The sequence below is a fragment of the Segnochrobactrum spirostomi genome, assembly GCF_009600605.1.
Classification (GTDB): domain Bacteria; phylum Pseudomonadota; class Alphaproteobacteria; order Rhizobiales; family Segnochrobactraceae; genus Segnochrobactrum; species Segnochrobactrum spirostomi.
In genome coordinates, this window is record NZ_VWNA01000001.1 from 868,593 (window position 1) to 883,918 (window position 15,326).

13 protein-coding genes are annotated in these 15,326 nt (G+C 69.3%); 7 read left to right on the forward strand and 6 right to left on the reverse strand.

Annotation, left to right across the window (positions count from 1 at the left end; translation table 11 throughout):
• Window positions 1-23: 23 nt before the first annotated feature.
• The 4 genes from kdpB to F0357_RS03900 all read right to left on the reverse strand — a co-directional run bounded on the left by kdpB (window position 24) and on the right by F0357_RS03900 (window position 5,064).
• On the reverse strand, window positions 24-2,117 hold the full coding sequence (kdpB, locus tag F0357_RS03885) for a potassium-transporting ATPase subunit KdpB (RefSeq protein WP_153478972.1): 2,094 nt from the start codon (window positions 2,115-2,117) through the stop codon (window positions 24-26).
• Window positions 2,118-2,237: 120 nt separating this feature from the next.
• The gene (kdpA, locus tag F0357_RS03890; RefSeq protein ID WP_153478974.1) at window positions 2,238-3,941 is read right to left on the reverse strand and encodes a potassium-transporting ATPase subunit KdpA; all 1,704 of its coding nucleotides are present in this window, start codon (window positions 3,939-3,941) and stop codon (window positions 2,238-2,240) included.
• A gap of 13 nt (window positions 3,942-3,954) precedes the next feature.
• The gene (locus F0357_RS24070) at window positions 3,955-4,044 is read right to left on the reverse strand and encodes a potassium-transporting ATPase subunit F (protein WP_208948205.1); all 90 of its coding nucleotides are present in this window, start codon (window positions 4,042-4,044) and stop codon (window positions 3,955-3,957) included.
• Window positions 4,045-4,401: 357 nt separating this feature from the next.
• Window positions 4,402-5,064 carry a sulfite oxidase-like oxidoreductase gene (locus F0357_RS03900; RefSeq protein WP_153478978.1) on the reverse strand — a complete coding sequence of 221 codons (663 nt, stop codon included), beginning with the start codon at window positions 5,062-5,064 and terminating at the stop codon, window positions 4,402-4,404.
• 201 nt (window positions 5,065-5,265) lie between these two features.
• Between F0357_RS03900 and F0357_RS03905 the strand changes: the two genes are divergently transcribed.
• Complete coding sequence (locus tag F0357_RS03905; protein WP_153478980.1) at window positions 5,266-6,012, forward strand: response regulator; 747 nt, start codon at window positions 5,266-5,268, stop codon at window positions 6,010-6,012.
• 21 nt (window positions 6,013-6,033) lie between these two features.
• Window positions 6,034-7,269 (forward strand): ATP-binding protein, encoded by a 1,236-nt coding sequence (locus F0357_RS03910; protein WP_153478982.1) that lies wholly within the window; start codon window positions 6,034-6,036, stop codon window positions 7,267-7,269.
• 3 nt (window positions 7,270-7,272) lie between these two features.
• On the opposite strand, the gene F0357_RS03915 is transcribed toward F0357_RS03910, so the two are convergent.
• The gene (locus F0357_RS03915) at window positions 7,273-8,187 is read right to left on the reverse strand and encodes a DMT family transporter (protein ID WP_208948206.1); all 915 of its coding nucleotides are present in this window, start codon (window positions 8,185-8,187) and stop codon (window positions 7,273-7,275) included.
• Window positions 8,188-8,353: 166 nt separating this feature from the next.
• On the opposite strand from F0357_RS03915, the gene F0357_RS03920 reads away from it, so the two are divergent.
• Both F0357_RS03920 and F0357_RS03925 read left to right on the forward strand, forming a co-directional pair.
• Window positions 8,354-9,076: an HAD-IA family hydrolase gene (locus F0357_RS03920; protein WP_153478988.1), complete on the forward strand. Its 723-nt coding sequence runs from the start codon at window positions 8,354-8,356 to the stop codon at window positions 9,074-9,076.
• Entirely contained in the window at window positions 9,076-9,858 is a 783-nt protein-coding gene (locus F0357_RS03925) for an ATP12 family chaperone protein (protein ID WP_153478990.1), read from the forward strand. The genes F0357_RS03920 and F0357_RS03925 overlap by 1 nt, the downstream gene beginning before the upstream one ends.
• 23 nt (window positions 9,859-9,881) lie before the next feature.
• On the opposite strand, the gene F0357_RS03930 is transcribed toward F0357_RS03925, so the two are convergent.
• The gene (locus tag F0357_RS03930; protein ID WP_312861438.1) at window positions 9,882-10,346 is read right to left on the reverse strand and encodes an Lrp/AsnC family transcriptional regulator; all 465 of its coding nucleotides are present in this window, start codon (window positions 10,344-10,346) and stop codon (window positions 9,882-9,884) included.
• 252 nt (window positions 10,347-10,598) lie between these two features.
• On the opposite strand from F0357_RS03930, the gene F0357_RS03935 reads away from it, so the two are divergent.
• The 3 genes from F0357_RS03935 to ligD all read left to right on the forward strand — a co-directional run bounded on the left by F0357_RS03935 (window position 10,599) and on the right by ligD (window position 15,307).
• Window positions 10,599-11,558: a mitochondrial fission ELM1 family protein gene (locus F0357_RS03935; protein ID WP_208948207.1), complete on the forward strand. Its 960-nt coding sequence runs from the start codon at window positions 10,599-10,601 to the stop codon at window positions 11,556-11,558.
• A 290-nt stretch (window positions 11,559-11,848) separates the two neighbouring features.
• Window positions 11,849-12,730, forward strand: coding sequence for a non-homologous end joining protein Ku (gene ku / locus F0357_RS03940; RefSeq protein WP_312861439.1), 882 nt, complete (start codon window positions 11,849-11,851; stop codon window positions 12,728-12,730).
• A 3-nt stretch (window positions 12,731-12,733) separates the two neighbouring features.
• Window positions 12,734-15,307: a DNA ligase D gene (gene ligD, locus F0357_RS03945; RefSeq protein ID WP_153479000.1), complete on the forward strand. Its 2,574-nt coding sequence runs from the start codon at window positions 12,734-12,736 to the stop codon at window positions 15,305-15,307.
• Window positions 15,308-15,326: the final 19 nt, after the last annotated feature.

Sequence of the window (15,326 nt, forward strand, 5' to 3'; positions counted from 1 at the left end):
TCCCTCCTTCAGACGAGACCGGATCAGACGAGGTGCAGGGCGGTGATCACCACGTCGACGAGCTTGATGCCGACGAAGGGGACGATGATGCCGCCGAGGCCGTAGACGAGGAGATTGCGCGACAGGAGCGCGCCGGCGCCGATGGCGCGGTACTTCACGCCCTTCAGCGCGAGCGGGATCAGCGCGATGATGATGAGCGCGTTGAAGATGATCGCCGACAGGATGGCGCTCGCCGGACTGGTCAGGCCCATCACGTTGAGCGCGCCGAGCTGCGGATAGATCGCGGCGAACATCGCCGGGATGATGGCGAAATATTTGGCGACGTCGTTGGCGATCGAGAAGGTCGTCAGCGAGCCGCGGGTCATGAGGAGCTGCTTGCCGATCTCGACGATCTCGATGAGCTTGGTCGGGTCGGAATCGAGGTCCACCATGTTGCCGGCCTCGCGGGCGGCGACGGTGCCGGTGTTCATGGCGACGCCGACATCGGCCTGGGCGAGCGCGGGGGCGTCGTTGGTGCCGTCGCCGCACATCGCGACGAGCTTGCCCTTCGCCTGCTCTTCTCGGATCAGGCGCAGCTTGTCCTCGGGCGTCGCCTGGGCGAGGAAGTCGTCCACGCCCGCCTCCGCCGCGATGGCGGCCGCGGTGATCGGGTTGTCGCCGGTGATCATCACCGTGCGGATGCCCATGCGGCGCAGCTCGCTGAAGCGCTCGCGGATGCCGCCCTTCACGATGTCCTTCAGATAGAGGACGCCGAGCAGGCGACCGTCGCGGGCGACGGCGAGCGGCGTGCCGCCGGCCTTGGCGATGTCCTCGGCGATCGCCTGGACCTCACGCACCGCATCCATGTCGACCGGCGCCCCGAGGGCGACCGAGCCCGCCGCCGCACCACGCCCGACATTGGCTCCCACATGAGCGAGGATCGAATCGACCGCGCCCTTGCGGATCGAGGAGCCGTCGAGATCGACGCCGCTCATGCGGCTCTGGGCGGTGAACGGCACGAAGGTCGCGTTGAGCTCGCCCATGTCGCGGCCGCGGATGCCGTATTTCTCCTTGGCGAGCACGACGATCGAGCGGCCTTCCGGCGTCTCGTCGGCGAGCGAGGCGAGCTGGGCGGCATCGGCGAGGGTCTCGGCCGTCACGCCGCGCACCGGGCGGAACTCGGCCGCCTGGCGGTTGCCGAGCGTGATCGTGCCGGTCTTGTCGAGGAGCAGCGTGTCGACGTCGCCCGCCGCCTCCACCGCGCGACCCGACATGGCGAGCACGTTGAAGCGCACCAGACGGTCCATGCCGGCGATGCCGATCGCCGACAACAGCGCGCCGATGGTGGTCGGGATCAGCGTCACGAACAGAGCGACGAGCACGATGACCGGGATCGCGCCGCCGGCATAGGTGGCGAAGCTCGGGATGGTCGCCGTGGCGAACACGAAGATGATCGTCATGCCGGCGAGCAGGATGTTGAGGGCGATCTCGTTCGGCGTCTTCTGCCGCTCGGCGCCCTCGACGAGAGAGATCATGCGGTCGAGGAAGGTCGAGCCCGCCGCGGCGGTGATGCGGACGCGGATCCAGTCGGACAGCACCTGGGTGCCGCCGGTCACCGCCGAGCGGTCGCCGCCGGATTCGCGGATGACCGGCGCGGACTCGCCGGTGATCGCCGCCTCGTTGACCGAGGCGATGCCCTCGATCACCTCGCCGTCGGACGGGATGATCTCCCCCGCCTCGACGAGCACGACGTCGCCGACCTTGAGGCTGGTGCCGGGCACGATCTCGTAGGCGTCGCGACCGGCGCCGGTGAGGCGCTTCGCCTGGGTCTCGGTGCGGGTGCGCCGCAGGCTCTCCGCCTGCGCCTTGCCGCGGCCTTCGGCGACGGCCTCGGCGAAGTTGGCGAACAGGATGGTGAACCAGAGCCACAGGTTGATCTGGAATGAGAAGCCGAGATTTTTGCCCCCCGTCACCACATCGCGCAGGAACAGGACCGTGGTGAGCACCGTCACCACGCCGACGACGAACATCACCGGGTTGCGGGCGAGCGTGCGGGGATCGAGCTTCCTGAAGGCCGAGCCGATGGCTGGGCCCAGGATCTGAGCATCGAGCATGCTCGGGGTTTTCGGACGTGACATCAGGACCATCTTTCCGCCCTACGCCTCCGGGGCGCCGGGCTCATGGGACCGTTGCATTCTGGAGAGGGCCGGCGCCCCGCCTTGCGGGCGGCGGGGCGCGCCACGGGTTTAGGATCGGCGTCAGAAGGTCTGACCGGCGACCGCCGCGAGGTGCTCGACGATCGGGCCGAGGGCGAGCGCGGGGAAGAAGGTCAGGCCGCCGACGATCAGGATGACGCCGACGAGGAGGCCGACGAACAGGCCGCCATGGGTCGGGAAGGTGCCGGCGGACGGCGCCAGCTTCTTCTTCGCCGCCAGCGACCCGGCAATCGCCAGCGCCGGGATGATGACGAAGAAGCGGCCGACGAACATGCCGAGGCCGAGGCTCAGATTGTACCAGGGCGAGTTCGCGGAGAGGCCGCCGAACGCGCTGCCGTTGTTGGCGGCGGCCGACGTGTAGGCGTAGAGGATCTCCGAGAAGCCGTGCGGACCGGCATTGGCGACCGCGCCGGTGCCCTGCGGGATGACGGTCGCGATCGCCGCGAGGCCGAGCATCATCAGAGGCAGGCAGAGCATGGCGAGCATCGCCATCTTGACCTCCTTCGCCTCGATCTTCTTGCCGAGATATTCCGGCGTGCGCCCGACCATCAGGCCGGCCACGAAGATCGTCACGATGACGAAGATCATCATGCCGTAGAGGCCGGCACCGACGCCGCCGACGATGACCTCGCCGAGCTCCATGTTGATGATCGGGATCATCCCGCCGAGGGCGGTGAAGCTGTCGTGCATCGCGTTGACCGCGCCGCACGAGGCCGCCGTGGTGATCACCGCGAACAGCGCCGAGGCGACGATGCCGAAGCGGACCTCCTTGCCCTCCATGTTGCCGCCGTGCAGGCCGAGCGCATGGAGCATCGGCGTGCCCTGGGCCTCGGCCCAGTAGGTGACGACGACGCCGGCGAGGAACAGGACGCCCATCGCCGCGAGGATGGCCCAACCCTGACGCTCGTCGCCGACCATGCGGCCGAACACGTTGGTGAGCCCCGCCCCGATGACGAAGATCGAAATCATCTGGATGAAGTTCGTCAGCGCCGTCGGGTTCTCGTACGGATGCGCCGAGTTGGCGTTGAAGAAGCCGCCACCGTTGGTGCCGAGCATCTTGATCGCCTCCTGGGAGGCGACGGGGCCCTGGGCGATGGTCTGATGCGCGCCTTCGAGCGTGGTCGCGTCCACATAGGCCGAGAGGTTCTGCGGCACGCCCTGCCAGACGAGGAACAGAGCGTAGAGGATGCAGACCGGCAGCAGCACGTAGAGGATGCAGCGGACGAGATCGACCCAGAAATTGCCGACCGTACGCGTCGAGGCGCGGGCGAAACCGCGGATCAGCGCCAGCGCCAGCGCGACGCCGGTCGCGGCGGAGAGGAAATTCTGCACCGTCAGACCGGCCATCTGGACGAGATAGGACATCGTCGTCTCGCCGGCATAAGCCTGCCAGTTGGTGTTGGTGACGAAGCTGATCGCCGTGTTGAACGATAGATCGGGGGTCGTCGCCGTCATGCCCGCCGGATTGTAGGGCAGCATGCCCTGAACGCGCTGGAGCCCGTAGAGCAGGAGGAAGCCGGCGAGGTTCACCGCGAGCATCGCGACGGTGTAGCCGAACCAAGTCTGCTCCTGGCGCTCGTCGACGCCGGCCAGACGATAGAGGGCGCCCTCGACCGGCCGCAGAACCGGCGAAAGCCAGGTCCGACCGCCATCGAAGACGCGCGTCATATAGGCGCCGACGGGTTTCACCAGCGCGAGCACGATCGCGCAATAGAGCGCGATCTGAATCCATCCGTTTAAAGTCATGGGGGTGCGCCCTTCAGAACCATTCGGGTCGCACGAGCGCGACGACGAGATAGGCGGTCAGGAACAGCGTGACACCGCCGCCGAGGACATAATCGAGAACCACGGCGTCCCCCTCAAAGTCGGTCGCAGAGGGCCGTATAGCCCACCGCGGCGGCAAAAAGAGCGACACCGAGCCCGAGCATGAGGACATCGATCATCGAGACAATCTCCGGGGAGCGACGGCGGCCGGGTTCGGCCGTCGCATCGCATCGCAACGCGCCATGACGGTCCGGGCACGCTTGCGACGCCCAGACCGCGCATCGAGCAGCGATCTACGCGGACAAATGTGCCCGATGCGCCATAGGAATTCGAGACGCGGCCGGGCGGGGCCAGAATAGGAATTTCATTAAAACGGACGGCCGGCCGAGACCGGGGGCATCAGGACGCTGTCCGGCGGCCCCGCGATGTCGGCTGTCGCAACTCAATCCTCCGAATAGCGCTGCTCCTGCCATGGATCGCCGTGGTTGTGGTAGCCGCGCACTTCCCAGAAGCCCGGCGCGTCGGCGGCGCGGAAATCGATCCGCTGGATCCATTTCGCGCTCTTCCAGAAATAGAGGTGGGGCACGACGAGGCGCACCGGGCCACCGTGCTCGAGGCTCAGGGGCCGGCCCTCCCACCCGTGCGCGAGCAGCGCGTTCTCGGCGGCGAAATCCTCGAGGGGCAGGTTGGTGGTGTAGCCGTCGTAGGAATGGAGGACGACGAAGCGGACCTCCTCCTTCGGCTCGACCAGGGCGAGGAGATCGCGCGTGGCGACCCCGTCCCAACGGTTGTCGTAGCGCGACCAGCTCGTGACGCAGTGGATGTCGGAGGTGAAGAACGATTGCGGCTGGGCGCGGAACGTCGTCCAATCCCACGTCACCGGATGGTCGACGAGGCCGGTGACCGTGAGCCGCCAGCGCGCCGGGTCGATGTCCGGGTGGAGGCCGAGATCGAGGACGGGCCAATCGCGGACGAGATGCTGTCCGGGCGGCAGGCGCTCGGTCTCCGGTCTGGCGGTTCGGCCGGTCAGGAAGCGCCCCTCCCGCGCCCAGCGCTCCTTCGTCCGCGTCAGCTTCGTCTCCGTCGGATCCTCGGCATCCGTCATAACCGCGCTTCCCCTTCGAGCCGCCGGGCCGCACGCCCGCATCGGTCCGCCCACTATAGCGCGGACCATGCCGATCACCCCGCACGCGGGTCAACTTGTTCGTGATCGCGTGCTTTCGCCGTGACGGCCTTGGTCTCGCCACGGTGTCGTCCCAGCACGGAAGCGTACCCGCACGGCACCCCCCGCATTCAGAGTCGGCCGATGTCTCTCGCTCCCACGACCGCTGACCTCGTGCAGCCGCTGACCCACCTCCTGGTCGTCGACGACGACGAGGAGATTTCCTCCCTGCTCGGGCGCTATCTGACGAGCCAGGGCTACCGTGTCTCCCTCGCCGGCAACATCCGCGAACTGCGGTCGATGCTGGAGAGCCACGACATCGACCTCGTGGTGCTCGACGTCATGCTGCCGGACGGCAGCGGCATCGATCTCTGCCGCGATCTGCGCAGCGAGCGGCCGGATCTCTACATCATCCTCTTGACCGCGCTCCGCGAGGATGTCGACCGCATCATCGGCCTCGAAATCGGGGCGGACGATTATGTCGGCAAGCCGTTCAACCCGCGCGAGCTCGTGGCGCGCATCCGCGCGGTGATGCGGCGCCATCGCGACGGCGCGAGCCACAGCCATGCACGGATCTACCGTTTCGCCGGCTATTCCCTGGTGCCGGAATTGCGCCGCCTGACGGCGCCTTCAGGCGCCGACATCTCGCTCACCGCGGCCGAGTTCGACCTGATGCGCGTGCTCGTGGACCATCCGGGCCGGGTGCTGTCGCGCGACGAACTGATCTCCCTCACCCAGGGCCGCGCCGGCGATCCGCTCGACCGCTCGATCGACGTCCTGGTCAGCCGGCTGCGCCGCAAGCTCAACGACGAGGGCGGCAATCCGCATCTCGTCAAGACCATCCGCAACGGCGGATATCAGTTCGCCGCCCGCGTCGAAATCGCGGACTGAGCGCACACGAGGAGCGCGCCGATGAATTCGCTCCGGCGGCGCATCGCGGTCATCCTGCTCGTCTCCATCGTGTTCGTCGTGGTGCTCGCGACCTATGCCACCGTGGCGCTGCTCGGTCCGGTGCCGGCGCCACGCGACGAGGCAACGGCGCGTCAGCTCGTCCTCATCGACGGGCTCATCAGCAAGGCGAGCCCTGCCGGGCAACTGCAGATCGTGCCGGAGCCTGCGGGCGTGGTCGATCAGGCCCGCACCGCGAAGGTGATGGCCGAGCTCGCGAGCGCCGGAACGCCCCTCGACGTCCGCATCACCCACCGGGACGCCGAGGGCGAGGCGACGGCCTATCTTCGGCTGCGGGAGGGCGGCTGGCTCGTCATCCCGATCCTGGCGCACCGCCAGGGCCGCCAATTCCGCCTCGTGCTCGCGGCCTGGCTCGCGCTCATCACGATCGGCACGGGCGCCATCGCAGTGCTCGCCGCCAACCGGGTGACGCGCCCCTTGTCCGTGATCGAGGCTGCCGTCGCCGCGGTGCGCCCGGACGGGACGCTGCCGCCGGTCCCGGAACTCGGTTCCGCCGAGGTGCGCGCCACGGCGAACGCCATCAACCGGCTGTCGCAGCGCCTGAGCGATGCCATGAACAGCCGCATCCGCATGGTCGCGGCGGCGGGCCACGATCTCCGCACCCCCCTCACCCGCGTCCGCCTCCGCGCCGAATTCCTGCCGGAGGACGAACGGGCGCTCTGGCTCAAGGACCTCGACGAGCTCGAGCGCATCGCCGAGAGCGCCATCCGTCTCGTCCGCGAGGAGACCGAGGCCGCGGAGATGGTGCCGATCGCGATGGACGAGTTCGTTCGCACCACGGTCGAAGACCTCATCGCCCAGAACTATCCCATCACCCTCGGCGAGATCGAAGCGGTGACGATCCGGGGACGGCCGGAAGCCCTGACCCGGGCCTTCCGCAATGTGCTCATCAACGCGGCGACCCACGGCGGCGGGGCCGAGATCAGCGTCGCCACGGCGGACGAGGTGGCCCTCATCCGCGTCGTCGACAACGGGCCGGGCATTCCTCGCGATCTTCTCGGTCGCGTCTTCGAGCCGTTCTTCCGGGTCGATCCGGCGCGTCGCCAGCGCGTGCCGGGCACCGGGCTCGGCCTCGCCATCGCCCGGGAGATCGTGGTGCGCCAAGGCGGCCACATCCGCATCGACAACCGACCCGAAGGCGGCCTCGTCCAGGAGATCATGCTGCGCCGCGCCGCCTGAGGCTCAGCCGCGGCGGCGGAACAGCACCGGGCCGAGATTGAGCAGCAGCAGCCCGGCGATGACGAGGGCGACGGCGACGCCGAACGAAGGCCGCAGCGGCTCGCCGAGAAAGACCACGGCCGCGAGCACGCCGAACAGCGGCGTCATCGATGTCGCCCCCTGGAGCCGGCTTGCCGGATAGGCGGCGAGCATCGCGAACCACAGCACATAGGTGAACGACGCGACCCAGATCGCCTGCATCGCGACCGAGGCGAGCGCGATCGGCGCCGGCGGCCAGGTGATGTGCTCGCCGAACATGAGCGCGGCGACGCCGAGCAGGATCGCGGACACGACGAGCTGATAGACGAGGATCTTCTCCGGCGAGATGCGCGCGAGCGGCGTCGTCTTGATCAGCATGGTGCTAGTCGTCCAGCCCGCCGCGGCGAGCAGCACGAGGCCGTCTCCAAGCAGCCGGGATTCGCTCGAGGACGCGGCCTTCGAGTTCATCACGACCACGACGCCGAGGAAGGTGACGACGAGGCCGACCCATTGAACCGGCGCGAGCCGCTCGTGCGGCAAGAGCCATTGGGCCGCGAGCGCCACCATCAGCGGCGAGGTGTAGAACAGCACGGACGCCCGGCTCGCGTCGGTCCATTGCAGTCCGATATTGAGGACGGCGAACTCCGCCGCGAACACCGAGCCGAGCAGGAGGCCCCATTTCAGGGTGCCGTAGCGCACGAGGAGGCCGGCCTTCGGCCGCCGCAGGGCGACCACGAGCATCACGATTCCGGCGATCCCCGAGCGCAACGCCGTCTGGGTGATCGGCGGAAAGGTCGGCAGCGCGACCTTCACCATCACCTGCTGCACGCCCCAGCTCGCGCACAACATCACCAGGATGAGAAACGCTTTCGAATCGAGAAAGGGCCGCGGCTCGAACATGGGCCTGTTTTGAACCATCGCGCCGAAGACCGGTCAACGCGGCGTGGTGGCGATTGACGGATGCGTGACCGTGGCCCATGACCGGGCAGCGACGCCGGGCGGCCCTCCGCCTCATGCGGCCCCGGCCGCCGGCGTTCGCCGGACGCGCTTTTCGCCGGATACGTTCATGGATCTCGTTCTCTTCGACGTCGACGGCACCCTGGTCGACACCCGCGCCATCATCGTCACCGCGATGGAGCACGCCTTCGCCGAAGCCGGCATCGCCGCGCCGCCGCGGCCCGAGATCCTGTCCGTTGTCGGCCTCTCGCTGCCGCGGGCGATCGAGGCGCTCACGCCGGGTCTGCCGGACGCACCGATCCCGACGATGGTGAAGAGCTACCAGACGCGCTACCGCGACGAGCGCCTCGCCCATCCCGACCACGAGCCGCTGTTCGACGGCGCCGTCGAGACGATCCGGGCGCTCGCCGCCCGTGACGACGTCGTGCTCGGCATCGCGACGGGCAAGTCGCGCCGCGGCGTGACGGAACTCCTCGCCCGCTACGATCTCGCCGCCCTCTTCACCACGATCCAGACCGCGGACGACGCGCCGTCGAAGCCGCATCCGCAGATGGTCTTCAACGCGCTCGCCGAAACCGGCGCCGACGCGGACCGCACGGTGCTGATCGGCGATTCCACCTACGACATGGCGATGGCGCGGGCGGCCAGGATCGGCGCGATCGGCGTCGAATGGGGTTTCCACCAGCGCCCCGCCCTGGAAGCCGAGGGCGCGCATATCGTGGTCGGGACGTTCGCGGCGTTGCGCGCGGCGCTCGCCGAACGGTTCGGCTGGACGTCCGAGACAACGAAGACGCAAGCTCCTCGGACCAGAGCCTTGGAGGCCGACGCCTGATGCGCGACTTTCTGGAGAATTTCGACCGCACGAGCGAGGACGATCCGGTCCGCAAGGCGCAGACCCTGTCCCGTCAGCCGCTGCCCCGCCGCTTCTACAAGACGGTGGCGGTGGCCGAGCACGGCGACGGCTTCGCCCCGACCCTCGACGGCCGCCCGGCCCTGACCCCGGGACGCACGCCCCTCGTCCTGCCGACCCGCGACCTCGCCGATCTCGCCGCCGCGGAGTGGGCCGCTCAGGGCGAAAATATCGATCCCGCGACGATGCCGCTGACCCGTCTCGCCAATGCGGCGATCGACGCCGTCGCCGCCGGCATCGAGCCGGTCAGGGCCGCCGCCGCGCGCTATGCCGGGTCGGACCTGCTGTTCTACCGAGCCGACAGCCCGGATTCGCTCGTCGCCCGCCAGACGGCGATCTGGGACCCCGTCCTCGCCTGGGTCGAGGACGCGTTCGGCGCACGCTTCTCGATCGTCGCGGGGGTGATGCCCGTGGCCCAGCCCGACGAGAGCATCGCCGCCATCGCGGCGGCGGTGCCCGCCTCTCCGGCCCTGCTCGTCGCCGCGTTCCATTCGCTGACGACGCTGACGGGCTCCGTGCTCCTCGCCCTCGCCGTCCTGCACGGACGGCTCGCCGTCGAGGAAGCCTGGGCGGCGGCCTCGCTCGACGAGGATTGGAACATGGAATTGTGGGGCTCCGACCGCGAGGCGCTGCAGCGACGGGCCTATCGCGGACGCGAAGCGGAGGCGGCCGCGCGGGTGATGGCGGCGTTCCGCGCCGCCTGAGAGCTCGGGCAACGCGCCGTGGCTCAGATCGGGACGGTCGGCGCGTTCTTCGACTGGCGGATGGTGAGGGCGGTGCGCACGCTCGCGACGTTCGGCGCGGCGGTCAGTTCCTCGATGACGAAGGTCTGGAACGCCCGCAGATTGGTCGCGACGCATTTGAGGGCGAAATCGATCTCGCCCGACAGCATCCACGCCTCGCGCACGATCGGCCAGCCGCGCACGCGGCTCTCGAAGGCGACGAGATCGGCTTCGGACTGGCTGGTCAGCCCGACGAAGGCGAAGGCGGTCAGGTCGTAGCCGAGGCTCTTCTCGTCGAGCAGCGCCCGGTAGGCCTCGATGATACCGGCTTCTTCCAGGGCACGGACCCGGCGCAGGCAAGGCGGCGCGGAAATGCCGATTCGCCGCGACAGCTCGACATTGGTCATGCGCCCGTCGTCCTGGAGCTCCTTTAGGATCTTCCAGTCGATATCGTCGAGCCTGACCTTCACGCGCATTCTCCCGGTTGGGTTCGGCCGTCTTCACGAAATAAGATTTCGCCGCCGCGACACGGACTAACACGGCCAGAGCGGATTTGGAAAGGACGTGCGCAACAATCGATCGGCGTGTGCGCAAAAGGGGGCACCGCCGCCGACCCCTTTCCATTGACCGCGACGGCCCGGCGGGTCTATGCCGCGCGGCATGTCCGGCACATCTCCTCCCTGTGCCGCCTTGGTTTCGGAGCCGCTGCGAGGTCGCGTCCGGTGGAGTCCCTTCCTGCGTCCGCTTGGGCGCTCACGCCCGGCAGCGCCGGCCACGAAGTCCAGTGCATCGGCGTCGTCCGCGCGCTCGGGCTCGAACCCGTCGTGAAGCGCGTGGCGCCGTCGGCGCCCTGGTCGTGGATGGCGCCTTGGGGGCCGGCCGCGCCCGATCCTGCGATCGCCCCGCCCTGGCCCGATCTCGTCGTCGCCTCGGGACGCCAGGCCGTTCCCTATGCCCGCGCGATCCGACGACGCGCCCGCGGCAAGACCTTCGTGCTCGTGTTGCAGAACCCGGCGATCTCGCTCCGTCATTTCGATCTCGTCTGGGTCAACGATCACGACGGCGTCGAAGGGCGTAACGTGATCCAGAGCCTCACCTCGCCGAACACGCTGACGACTGCCGGGCTCGCGGCCGGCGCGGCCGCGCTCGCCGCCCGGCTCGCGGGACGGCCGCTGCCGCGCCCGTGGATCGGCGTCGTGCTCGGCGGCGCGAGCGGCGCCTACCGCTTCGAGCCGGCCGATGCGGCGACCTTCGGCCAGGCCCTCGCCGCCCTCGCCACCACCACGGGCGGCAGCTTGATCGTGACGCCGTCGCGCCGGACCGGTGCCGCGGCGCTCGCCGCCCTCGGCGGCGCGCTCGGCCAGACGCCCCATTGGATCTGGGACGGCGAAACGGGCGAGAACCCCTATTTCGGCATCCTCGGCGCCGCGGACGCGCTCGTCGTCACCTGTGATTCGGTGAACATGCTCGGCGAGGCGGCCTTCACGGGAAAGCCGCTCTATGCGTGGCGCCTCGAAGGCGGCTCGGCGAAGTTCGACGCCTTCCACCACGGTCTCCAGGCGACCGGCGCGATGCGGTGGTTCGACGGCGGGCTCGCCCACTGGACCTATCCGCCGATCGACGCCAACAGCTTCATCGCCGACGCCGTGCGCACCGCCTATGCCGCGCGGCGGCGCCGCTGACCCGCGCCAACCTCATCTAGATCAAGCGGAATTTCCACCGCTGCGATGTGCGGTTCCCCCATCCGGGTGAGGCGCGCGATTTTGTGGGCCCTATCGTCGGCGGCGTCCTCTGGCTGCAACTCGGAGGACACCGCCGGCGCGCCCCTCGCCATTTCCCGCAAGGGAAGGGGCGCGCCGGTCTTCTCGGCGTGCAGCGCCGCCCGTCCCGATCGCGCACCCGCCGGAACGCCGCCGCTGCGTCCGCGTTCCCCGCCAGAGCGGCCCGCCGGGCCGAGAGGCGGAGGATCACCGTGGCACCACGCGCGAACTGGAAGGGCTACCTCAAGGTCGCCGAACTCACCTGCCCGGTCGCGCTCTACACCGCCGCCTCGACCGCCGAACGCCTCGCCCTCCACACCCTGAACCGGGAGACCGGTCACCGCGTCCTCCGCGATTATGTCGACCGCGAGAGCGGCGACACGGTGCCGAAGGACGATCAGGTCAAAGGCTACGAGGTCGCCGCCGACGACTATGTCGTTCTCGAGCCCGACGAGGTCGCCGCCGCCGTTCCGGAGGCGGACAAGACCCTCGCCGTGGAAGCCTTCATCCGTTGCCGGGACGTGGACGACGTCTATTTCGACCGGCCCTATTACCTCGCTCCCTCCGGCCGCGTCGCCGAGGAAGCCTTCACTCTGATCCGCGAGGGCATGCGGGCCGCGAAGGTCGCGGCGCTCGCCCGCACCGTGCTGTTCCGCCGGATGCGCACAATCCTCATCCGCCCGCACGACACCGGCCTCGTCGGGACGACGCTTAGGTTCGATTACGAGGTGCGCGCCGCGGCGGAGGTGTTCGACGACATCGGTGATCTCAGGATCGAGGGCGAGATGCTCGATCTCGCCAAGCACATCATCGGCACCAAAAAGGGCCAGTTCGATCCCAAGGCCTACGACGACCGTTACGAGGCCGCGCTCGCCGAATTGGTGCGGGCGAAGATCGAGGGGCGGCCCATCGAAAAGCCCGCGGCGCGGCCGGCGGCGAAGGTGGTGGACCTCATGGAGGCACTGCGCCAGAGTGCGGGAATGAGCCCGCCGGCCGCCCCGAAAGCGAAGGCGACGCGCGCCGGGCGCGGAACCAAGGCGAAGGCCGCCGCGGAGAAGCCCCCCGCGACCGCCCGCCGCCGCAAGGCGAGTTGAGCCATGGCGCTCGAAACCTACCGCCGCAAGCGCGACTTCAAGAAGACCGCCGAGCCCGAAGGCACGGCAGCCGCAGCGGCGTCCGGCAACCTGTTCGTCATCCAGAAGCACGCAGCCCGCCGGCTGCATTACGATCTCCGCCTCGAGATGGACGGCGTCCTGAAGAGTTGGGCGGTCACGCGGGGCCCGAGTTTGGTGCCCGGCGAGAAGCGCCTCGCCGTCCATGTCGAGGACCATCCCCTCGAATATGGCGGCTTCGAAGGCACGATCCCGAAGGGCGAATATGGCGGCGGCACCGTCATCCTGTGGGACCGCGGGACGTGGACGCCGATCGGCGACGCCCACCGCGGCTACGAGAAGGGCTACCTCGAATTCGAGCTCGACGGGGAGAAGCTCAAAGGCCGCTGGCATCTGGTGCGGATGCACGGCCGGCCGCGGGAGAAGCACGAGAACTGGCTCCTCATCAAGGGGGAAGATTCCGCGGCCCGCCCCCCCGATGCCCCAGACATCCTCGTCGAACGCCCGGCCTCGGTGAAAACGGGCCGGGATATCGACGACGTCGCCGACGAGGCGCCGGGATGGTCGTCCAAGACCGGCCGCATCGACCGGGACGACGACGGCGAGGTTGTCACGGACGCCGCCGAGGCCCCACCGGTCGCACCGAATGCCGCGGCGGACGGCCCGACGGGCGACGCGACGCCGCCGGACCCCGCGAAGATCCCGAAGGCGAAGAAGGCGGCCATGCCGGCGATCGTCGAGCCGGAGCTCGCCACCCTTGTATCCAAGGTGCCGAGCGGCGCGCGCTGGCTGCACGAGATCAAGTTCGACGGCTATCGCCTCCTTGCGCGCATCGACGACGGCAAGGTGACGCTCGTCACCCGCGGCGGCCTCGATTGGACCAAGCGGTTCGGCCCGGCGGTGGCCGACGCGCTGCGCGGCCTGCCAGCTGAGCGCGCCCTGATCGACGGCGAGATCGTCGTCGAGAACGGGAGCGGCGCGTCCGACTTCTCCGCCCTTCAGGCGGCGCTGAGCGAGGGGCGCAAGACCGGCTTCATGTTCTACGCCTTCGATCTTCTCCATCTCGACGGCTGGGACCTGCGCGACAGCCCCCTCGCCGCCCGCAAGGAAGCCCTCGAAGGCCTTCTCGCCGGGGCTCCGGACGTGCTGCGCTACTCGGCCCATTTCGAGAGCGACGGCAACATGGTGCTCCGCCACGCCTGCCGGCTCAGCCTCGAAGGTATCATCTCCAAGCGACGCGATGCGCCCTACCGCTCGGGGCGCGGCAAGGATTGGGTCAAGTCGAAGTGCGCCCAACGCCAGGAATTCGTGGTCGCGGGCTACGTGCCGTCGTCCACCTCCCGCAAGGCGATCGGCTCGCTCGTGCTCGGCTATTATGACGGCGACCGGCTCATCCCCGTCGGCCGGGTCGGCACCGGCTACACCGCGGCGGTCGCCGAGGACCTCTACCGCCGCCTCGACGCGATCCGCATCGACAAGAGCCCGTTCGCCCAACGGCTGACCGCCGACGAGGCCCGGCAGGTGCGCTTCGTCGAGCCGACGCTCGTCGCCGAGGTCGAGTTCCGTGCCTGGACCGCCGACCACCACCTGCGCCACGCTGCCTTCCGCGGCCTGCGCGAGGACAAGCCAGCCGCCGAGGTGGTGCGCGAGGACGGACCGACGGCGGAGGCGCCGAAGTCCCGCAGCGCCCAAAAGCTCACCCATCCCGACCGGCTTTATTGGCCGGAGAGCGGCGTCACCAAGGCCGGCCTCGCCGACTATTATTCCGACATTTGGAAGTGGATCGCCCCCTTCGTGGTCGGCCGTCCGCTCTCTCTGGTGCGCTGCCCGGGCGGCATCGCCGCCCAGTGCTTCTTCCAGAAGCACGCCTGGAACGGGCTCGCGAAAAGCATCCGCCAGACGCCGGACCCGAAGCACCCGGAGGAAGATCCGCTGCTTTCGATCGAGGACTTGGACGGCCTGATCGGCCTCGTCCAGGCCGGCGTCCTTGAAATCCACCCGTGGGGTTCGACCCTCGCGCGCCTCGAGACGCCGGACCTCATCATCATGGACCTCGATCCCGGCCCGGGCGTCGGCTGGGACGCGGTGATCGAGGCGGCCCGCGAGGTGCGACGGCGGCTCGAAGACGCCGGCCTCGAGGCCTTCGTGAAGACCTCCGGCGGCAAGGGCCTCCATGTCGTGGCGCCCCTGACCCCGAAGGCCGATTGGGACACGGTCAAGGCTTTCACGAAATCGATCGCCGACGCGATGGCGGCCGACAGCCCCGACCTTTATGTCGCGACCGTCGCCAAGGCGAAGCGGCAGGGGAAGATCCTCGTCGATTATCTGCGCAATGGGCGGGGCGCCACGGCGGTCGCCCCCTATTCGACCCGGGCACGGCCGGGCGCGGCGGTGTCGATGCCGATCGCCTGGGAAGAACTCGGGCCGGCGCTGGGGCCCGCCTTCTTCACGGTGCTCAACGCCGGCACCCGGCTCGCCAACCTCGGCACCGATCCGTGGGCCGATTTCCGTCGCGCGGCGCGTCCGCTGCCCGTTCCGCGCCGGCGCAGCGCCGCCTGAGGCGCCGGCCGCGCGGAGA

Coding starts and splice junctions, on each gene's coding strand:
- kdpB (WP_153478972.1), bottom strand. CDS start 2,117: ATGTCACGTCCGAAAACCCCGAGCATGCTCGATGCTCAGATCCTGGGC.
- kdpA (WP_153478974.1), bottom strand. CDS start 3,941: ATGACTTTAAACGGATGGATTCAGATCGCGCTCTATTGCGCGATCGTG.
- F0357_RS03900 (WP_153478978.1), bottom strand. CDS start 5,064: ATGACGGATGCCGAGGATCCGACGGAGACGAAGCTGACGCGGACGAAG.
- F0357_RS03905 (WP_153478980.1), top strand. CDS start 5,266: ATGTCTCTCGCTCCCACGACCGCTGACCTCGTGCAGCCGCTGACCCAC.
- F0357_RS03910 (WP_153478982.1), top strand. CDS start 6,034: ATGAATTCGCTCCGGCGGCGCATCGCGGTCATCCTGCTCGTCTCCATC.
- F0357_RS03915 (WP_208948206.1), bottom strand. CDS start 8,187: ATGTTCGAGCCGCGGCCCTTTCTCGATTCGAAAGCGTTTCTCATCCTG.
- F0357_RS03920 (WP_153478988.1), top strand. CDS start 8,354: ATGGATCTCGTTCTCTTCGACGTCGACGGCACCCTGGTCGACACCCGC.
- F0357_RS03925 (WP_153478990.1), top strand. CDS start 9,076: ATGCGCGACTTTCTGGAGAATTTCGACCGCACGAGCGAGGACGATCCG.
- ligD (WP_153479000.1), top strand. CDS start 12,734: ATGGCGCTCGAAACCTACCGCCGCAAGCGCGACTTCAAGAAGACCGCC.